Source organism: Brevibacillus sp. BC25, assembly GCF_000282075.1.
Lineage (GTDB): Bacteria > Bacillota > Bacilli > Brevibacillales > Brevibacillaceae > Brevibacillus.
Map to the genome: position 1 here is coordinate 1 of NZ_AKIX01000001.1, position 7,092 is coordinate 7,092.

A 7,092-nucleotide genomic window follows, 5' to 3' on the forward strand; every position below is an offset into this window, starting at 1 on the left:
CCCGCCGCTCCGGCTATGGCAAGCAGGAGCAGCAACGGATAGGCGGCTGGCACATACATATACAACCCAACGATCAAAGCGCCCACCCAAACTCCCACGCACCAATGGCAGCTCAACAATCTGCCTATCCATTGTCGCACCCTCCCGCCTTTAAATTGAAAGTCCCGCACCATTTGCCCCGACTCATCGGGTACATATAACACCTGGTAAAATGGGTTTCGCAGAAAAGACGTGATCTCATCAAAAACAATCAAATGCGTGAGACGAAAGCTTGCCAGCACGAGAATGATTAGGTCGATCCAAGAGAGGTCAAACATTCCACCTCCACCTCTTTCCAATATTTTGTGCTTTTCTCATTTGTTCCACATTTAGTACCATTGTGGTGCGACAAACCAGAGAAAGGCGTGATGAGATGAATCGCAACATAAAGAAAATGGCAACCATCCTTTCCCTGTCCGTCCTCGTAACCATGATCGGACAACCTGCATTTGCGAAAACAACCTTTACCTCTTTGAAAAAAGGGGCGAAAAACTCGCGCGTGCTTGAAGTGGAAAAGATGCTCGATGCACTCCATTACGACTACAAGCTGGTAGTGGACAAGATCTACAACAGCAACACAGCTTATAACGTCAAAACGTTCCAGAAAAAATACAAGCTCCCACAAACTGGAATTGTAAACAAAACCACTTACGATAAACTGAAGAGCGTGTACCAAGCTCGCAAGCAAGAGCAGCCGACACAACCGAGTATACCGTCCAAGCCTAGCAAGCCTGCTGAGTCTAATGATTACGCTCCGCTGAAATTGGGTGCTAGCGGTGAACGCGTGAAGGAATTGCAAACGATGCTCGCTGGCCTCGGCTACAAAGTAACGGCATCGGGACAATACGATGAATCTACGCGTTTTGCCGTCATGCTGTTCCAGTCGCGCAATAAACAAACCTTGACTGGTGAAGCTGATGCCAAAACCTATACTGCCATTCAAACACAATTTAAGAACAACCCAGTGCAGCCCAAACCAGATACAAAGCCAACCACACCAACAAATCCAACGACTCCCGTAACACCAAGCAAGCCTGAGCAACCGCAAAACCCTGGTGCTGGCACGCAAGTTCCTCTTCCTGCTGGTTTGACGGCTGAGGAAAAAGAAATGGTTCAACTCGTGAATCAAGAGCGCACCAGCCGCGGACTCGCACCTTATCAAGTGGACATGCAGTTGGTGAATGTTGCACGCGTGAAAGCCCAAGAGATGGTAAGCAAAGGGTACTTTAGTCACACCTCTCCCACTTACGGCTCACCGTTTCAAATGATGGATACTTTTGGTATTCGCTATTTAGCTGCTGCTGAAAATATTGCTCAAAACTACTCTGTAAGCAGCGCTCATCAAATGTTTATGAATTCCTCCGGGCACAAAGCCAATATCATGAGTCCGACATACGACTACGTAGCTATTGCTGTTGTGAATGGCGGTCCGCACGGGAAAACGTTCGTGCAAATGTTCTTGAAAAAATAGAGGCGCGGAACGGAAAAGCCATCATTTCTACTGAAATGGTGGCTTTTCTTCCATATTAGAAAGACACGGCGATCCGGTTATTGGCGGAAAAGTGTACCGTCTGATCGTTGCACAGCACGACACCCTCGACGACGATTCCCTTCCCCGCTTCTTGTTTCATAAAAGAAATCTGAAAGTTTTGGAACGATTCCGTCGAATCCGGCGCAATGGTTACAGGCTGGATCGGCGCTATCCAGTATTCCCCTCTCTCCATTGCTTGGGCAAACCAATCGTCTTCCAAGTATCTCCACCCTTTTAAGCCCGATGTACCTTGCACAGCCATCGTCTCCACGAGCTTCGGCGGCAATACCTGCCCTCCCATTTTGATCGAATCGACAGGCGAGACGCGCAGGCACACGATTGGATTTTTCAGTTCAACGTTCCCCGTATTTTTCACCTGAAGTGTCCCAATCAACAGGTATGGCTTCTCAACTGATTCAGAGTGAATCAACGTGTAATCAAAATACACTTCTGCCGCTGTACGCAATTCAACCTGTTCAGGTACTTCTTCGATCGGATGAATGGTCACTACATGTTCCAGCAATTCTTCTTCTGCCAAGATCAACAGCTCTTCTCTTTCACTGTTTGATTCGCTGTTTTCTTCACTATTTGAGTCACTGGCCTCAACACCCGGCTGGTCACTTTCCTGAAACGTGATTTGTTCCTCTGCTAATGGCTTTTCATCTGCTCTCTGCTGACTTTCCTCATCAGAGGTAAAGAGCATAGTGGAATAAAACAGCTTCAAAATATTGGGTGGTAAAAACGCCATTGGTTGAATGTGCAATCCATTTTGGAAATACTCCAAAACCCCTGACGCTAAGTGTAGCGCAATTTTTTCCGCATAGATCTTACGCTTGCTCACATCCGTATAAAGCGGCAACTGCAACTGGATGTGAACGATTGATGATTGCTTTTGGTTTTTGATTACTTTATAGAGACACGGGATTCCTGACTGCTGCATTTCTGTACGCAAGCACTTGACCAGATCTTGCCGCTTTTCATCCTCCGACTGAAAGAAAATCAGTCTCGTTTTTTCTAGGGCTCGCATTTCCTTTAAGCTGAAACGTATGGCGACATCCGTATTTTTCGCCAGAGTCGGATTGTTTTGGCTTAAGACAACCTCCATCCCGCTATCAGAGAGAAATTTTTGAACGTTCCCCAATACCTCCCACTCGTAGGCGGTCCCTCCTGAAGATATGCCTGTAAAAAGAACGCAAACTTTTCCTTTCAACCCCGAATCCAGGTCCACTCTTTTATTCGTTGAATCCCACTTCAATTGAAAGCCATTTTGCTTGCAAAATAAACGGAACGCTGGCAGAGCCGCGTACGGCATGGTCCCGCCACGTTGACCACTGTAATATACCTCAACATCCATTCCCATCTCTCCTCACGACACTTTCCGTCAGTCCGCGATATTGTATGAATGCCCAGTGTCCAAAGTGAACATTTTTGGCGATGACTGTTCCGAAGAAGCGCGTTGCGCATACGATGCTACAGAAAGGAGTGGTCATATGCCCACCTCACAAATGCCCCTGATCTCCATTATCATTCCTGTAAAAAATGAGGGGGACAATGTGCGTTCTACCATCACTTCCCTTTTGAATACAAGAACCACGTATCCATATGAAGTGATCGTAGTCGATGATGCCTCAACTGATAACGGTTGTCACTTTCTACAAGGTCAAGGGCAAAATGAAAAAATAAAATTAATCACAACAGAAGGCATTGGTGCTGCTGCAGCACGAAACTTGGGCGTGAATCACGCACGCGGCAACTACTTCATTTTTTGCGATGCCCATCTGTCTTTTGAAAACTTTTGGATCGATCGCATGATGGAGCTCATTCTTACAAAAAAAGCAGATGGCGTTGCTCCCGGAATCGCTTCCATGACGGAGCCACATAAAATTGGATATGGGCAAAATCTGAATCAAAAGCTCGAGATCACCTGGTATCCAAAGCCAACAGGCACGGCACCGGTTGCGATATTGCCAGGGGGATGCTTCCTGGTCACTAGAGAAGCTTTTATGAAAGTCGGGGGTTTTGATCGCGGTTTTCGCATATGGGGATTTGAAGATATCGAGTTTTCCATCAAAATGTGGCTATTCGGATATACGTGCATGGTCCAGCCATCCGTAAAAATCTTGCATTTGTTTAGACAAGTTCACCCTTACACAGTTGCACATGAGCACATTTATTACAATATGCTTCGAATGGCGTACAGCCATTTTAACGAGCAGCGGATTGAGGCTACGAAGAAACTTGTGCTCTACGCAAATGTGAGTGAAATTGCGGATGACGTGCTGACTTGCGGGGCTGCCGCTCAGCGTGTTCGATACACTGCCCAAAGAAAATTCGACGATAATTGGTTCTTTCAAAAATTTCAAATTCCATTCTGAAAGATAGTGACCTAAAAAATAGGCGCTTGCTCAACATGCCAAACTCCCGTTGCCCACATAGTATGTAACTGCAAAGCAAACTCCCTAGGAAAGGAAGGATTCTTACGGTGAAACATCACGTGAAGCCCATTATGGGTCGCCAGCTCCCTACACCGACGCCTACAGCAACTCCTCCTATATCGAACAACCTGCAGGAAGAGTGCATTCGCGTCAACAAGGTGTATGACTGGGTAGTATTAGCGAACAGCTACCGAAACAAGATTGCCCTTCCCGACGATTGTCAAGCTCTGGTAGACGCTGCCATTCGTGCAGGGCAAGATATCACGATCTCCTGCGTTGAGCCAGTTACTCCTGGTCCTACTTGCAGAGTCGTCAGTATTCGCCGCGAGAACATTACAGTCAATGGGACCACTGTTCGGGTCGGAGTCGTTCGCTTTGTGTTCGGAGCCACTGTGCTCGTTCGCGTCTTCGCAGACGGAACACCTCTCTGCGAATTCACAACGACAGTGCAATTCGATCAGGAAGTCGTTCTCTGCCTGCCTGAACCGCTTGATGAGGACAATATCTTGTGCCGAATCAGTGCTTTCGAGTGCTCACCGACAGGTACTGTTCTCCTCGGTGGCATGGTTCAACTCGACGTCATTGTCTGCGTAGAGATCCAGGTAGAAGCAGAAGTCAAACTGGAAGTATTGGCGAAATTCTGCTCTCCGCGTCCAAACAACATTCCAATTCCGTCGCCAACGCCGTCTTTCCGTTGCCCGCCGATCACATTCCCGCCACAATGCCCACCAATCTTCCCTGTACGCAACTGCGATTGCCAGGCGTCCGTCAACGCGTTGGTACCAAACGTCTCCATTTCTATTGGTATCCCACTCGCCATTGCCGTCGGTACGATCCAGCTCATCGCGGATATCTGCCCAAGTTGCGATCCATCCAGCAGCTCGTTTACCTTTAACTTCTTTGATGCTCTCCTGCCTGATGTCCTTGGCGATCAAAGCTTCAGCTTCTCGCCAACGACTATCAGCTCTCCGACATGCATTACCGTACTGCCTATCCTGCCAATTGTGACAGGTCTGGTCGTAACAGGTACTGGTGTACGGACATTCACAGCAACAGGCGCACAAGAAACACTGACCTACTCTCTGACACTCGCCGAAACAGGACTTGGCCTGCCAGACGTTATCATTCTGACACTCACCGATTCTGCTGGTGTCCTCGTCTTCAGCGCCACAATTACGGTCGTTCCAGACGAACAATTACTGGTTGCCGATTGCATCACGTTCGGGGATATTGTCATTACCACTCCGTAAGAAAAATAATATTCGTTTTCAATCAGGCGGGAGAAGACCAACACTTCTCCCGTTTTTTCTATAGATGAACGTCACTACAATACAGGCACCAATTCCCACCCCGTACATATGTCTATATGGGAAAGCCAGACGGAAAAAGGAGGACAACACTGTGTACAAAAGGAGAATCTCCAATGCGAACAAGTCGAAAGAACATGAGAAGCTCCTCCTGCTAAAAAAACAAGCACACTACTACGAAGAAAAAGCAACCCAACTCATGCAAGAAGTGTGGTACCTACAGAAGCAGATAGAGGAAACATCAAAAAAAAATGAAGCATATAGAGAGCAGCTTGAACAACTGAACCAGAACCTCCACGATTTGGACAGCAAAGGCGCAGAATGGAAGCTGCGCTTGAATGATTCACAAGACATGCTTCAAGAAATGAAGAGCAAGCTCGACTACTACGAACATCTCCTAAAACAACGCGAAAATGCCATAACCGACCACCAGGAAACAGAGGCAAAACTAAAGAGTTCGATCGACTACTTGCAATCCGAAATCAGAGAGCAACGAAAAGGTCCACGGCTTGAGGAAATCATGTCCAAACATCAAGCGCAGGAAGCACACTTACGCGAGCACATTGAATTGCTCCAACGGCGAATACAAAGCTACGAACAAAAAGAGGTACAATGGAAAAAAGAGGTACACGAGCAAGATCAGCAGCAGCTGAGTAAAATCGAGGAGCTCCTGCAAGAACGCCAGCAGCATTTAGACATGATCGCGCATCTGGAGCACCAACAGCTTACATGGAAACAAGCTTTGGATCAGGTAAATGAAGAGTTTGAGAGTGCACAGATGAGGCAACACGAGCAACTATCCAAAATTGAATCACTGAATCAGCAGTTGGAGGACGCACGAGCACGGGAAGAGCAGACACTCTCTGACCTACAGCAGCTTACAGAAGCAAGCGCAAATTGGGAGCAGCGGGAACAGGAACTACAAGTGCGAGAGCAAAACCTCTACGCATTTGAGCATAGTCTCACGGCACAGGAGCAGGGCCTTCACGATCTTGAGCAAGAGTTGCTGGGGAAAGGGCAGGAACTGCAATCCCTAGCGAGTAGCCTTCAGACAAAAGAGCAGGATCTACTCTCTCTCGAACAAGACCTCCAATCGAAGGGGCAAGAGCTGCATTCTCAAACGCAACACCTACAAAAACGGGAGCAGAAACTTCTCGATCTTGAACAAGAGCTTCAGACGCAATGGTTAGAATTGCATTCTCAAGCGGATCACCTGCAGACGAAAGAACAACAACTGGTTGTTGCAGATCAAAAGCTCCAGGCTAAGGAGCTGGAGCTGCATTCTCTGACACAAGACCTTCAAGCACGACAGCAGGAACTTGTCGGTCTTGAGCAAGAGTTGCTGGGGCAAGGTCAAGAACTGCAATCCCTAAAGCATAACCTCCAGACGAAAGAACAACAGCTGCTTGTTACCGAGCAAAAGCTCGATGCTAAGGAGCTGGAGCTGCATTCTCAGACACAAGAACTTCAAGCACAGGAGCAGGACCTTCTCGATCTCGAACAAGAGCTTCAAACGAAAGAACAACAATTCACCTCCAAAGAGCTAGAGCTGCATTCACAAACGCAAGACCTTAACGTACGGGAACAGGACCTTCTCGGTCTCGAAAAAGAGCTTCAGACGCAAGGGCATGACCTTCAATCCCTAGCGCATAACCTGCAAACGAAAGAACAACAGCTCACCTCCAAAGAGCTAGAGCTACATTCTCAAACGCAAGACCTCAACTCACGGGAGCAAGAACTTCTCGATATCGAGCAAGAGCTCCAGACTCAAGGCCAAGAA

The 7,092-nt window shown here is 47.6% G+C and carries 5 protein-coding genes and 1 pseudogene; 4 read left to right on the forward strand and 2 right to left on the reverse strand.

Annotated features, from left to right (window positions below; translation table 11 throughout):
• A partial coding sequence (locus PMI05_RS00005) for a DUF1360 domain-containing protein (protein WP_007715559.1) occupies positions 1–317 on the reverse strand: 317 nt, incomplete at its 3' end.
• Between the two features lie 95 nt (positions 318–412).
• Here PMI05_RS00005 and PMI05_RS00010 point away from each other — a divergent pair.
• Positions 413–1,510, forward strand: a complete 1,098-nt coding sequence (locus tag PMI05_RS00010) for a peptidoglycan-binding protein (RefSeq protein ID WP_007715562.1) — start codon at positions 413–415, stop codon at positions 1,508–1,510.
• A 55-nt stretch (positions 1,511–1,565) separates the two neighbouring features.
• On the opposite strand, the gene PMI05_RS00015 is transcribed toward PMI05_RS00010, so the two are convergent.
• Entirely contained in the window at positions 1,566–2,924 is a 1,359-nt protein-coding gene (locus PMI05_RS00015) for a hypothetical protein (RefSeq protein WP_007715563.1), read from the reverse strand.
• A gap of 136 nt (positions 2,925–3,060) precedes the next feature.
• Here PMI05_RS00015 and PMI05_RS00020 point away from each other — a divergent pair, with 136 nt between their 5' ends.
• The 3 genes and pseudogenes from PMI05_RS00020 to PMI05_RS00030 form a co-directional block, all read left to right on the forward strand.
• On the forward strand, positions 3,061–3,945 hold the full coding sequence (locus PMI05_RS00020) for a glycosyltransferase family 2 protein (protein ID WP_007715565.1): 885 nt from the start codon (positions 3,061–3,063) through the stop codon (positions 3,943–3,945).
• A gap of 107 nt (positions 3,946–4,052) precedes the next feature.
• On the forward strand, positions 4,053–5,255 hold the full coding sequence (locus PMI05_RS00025) for a hypothetical protein (RefSeq protein WP_007715567.1): 1,203 nt from the start codon (positions 4,053–4,055) through the stop codon (positions 5,253–5,255).
• 151 nt (positions 5,256–5,406) lie between these two features.
• Positions 5,407–7,092: pseudogene (locus PMI05_RS00030) on the forward strand (hypothetical protein); the annotation flags it as partial.

Excerpts from the sequence above, each read along its gene's own strand:
- PMI05_RS00010 (WP_007715562.1), top strand. The coding sequence starts at position 413 with ATGAATCGCAACATAAAGAAAATGGCAACCATCCTTTCCCTGTCCGTC.
- PMI05_RS00015 (WP_007715563.1), bottom strand. The coding sequence starts at position 2,924 with ATGGATGTTGAGGTATATTACAGTGGTCAACGTGGCGGGACCATGCCG.
- PMI05_RS00020 (WP_007715565.1), top strand. The coding sequence starts at position 3,061 with ATGCCCACCTCACAAATGCCCCTGATCTCCATTATCATTCCTGTAAAA.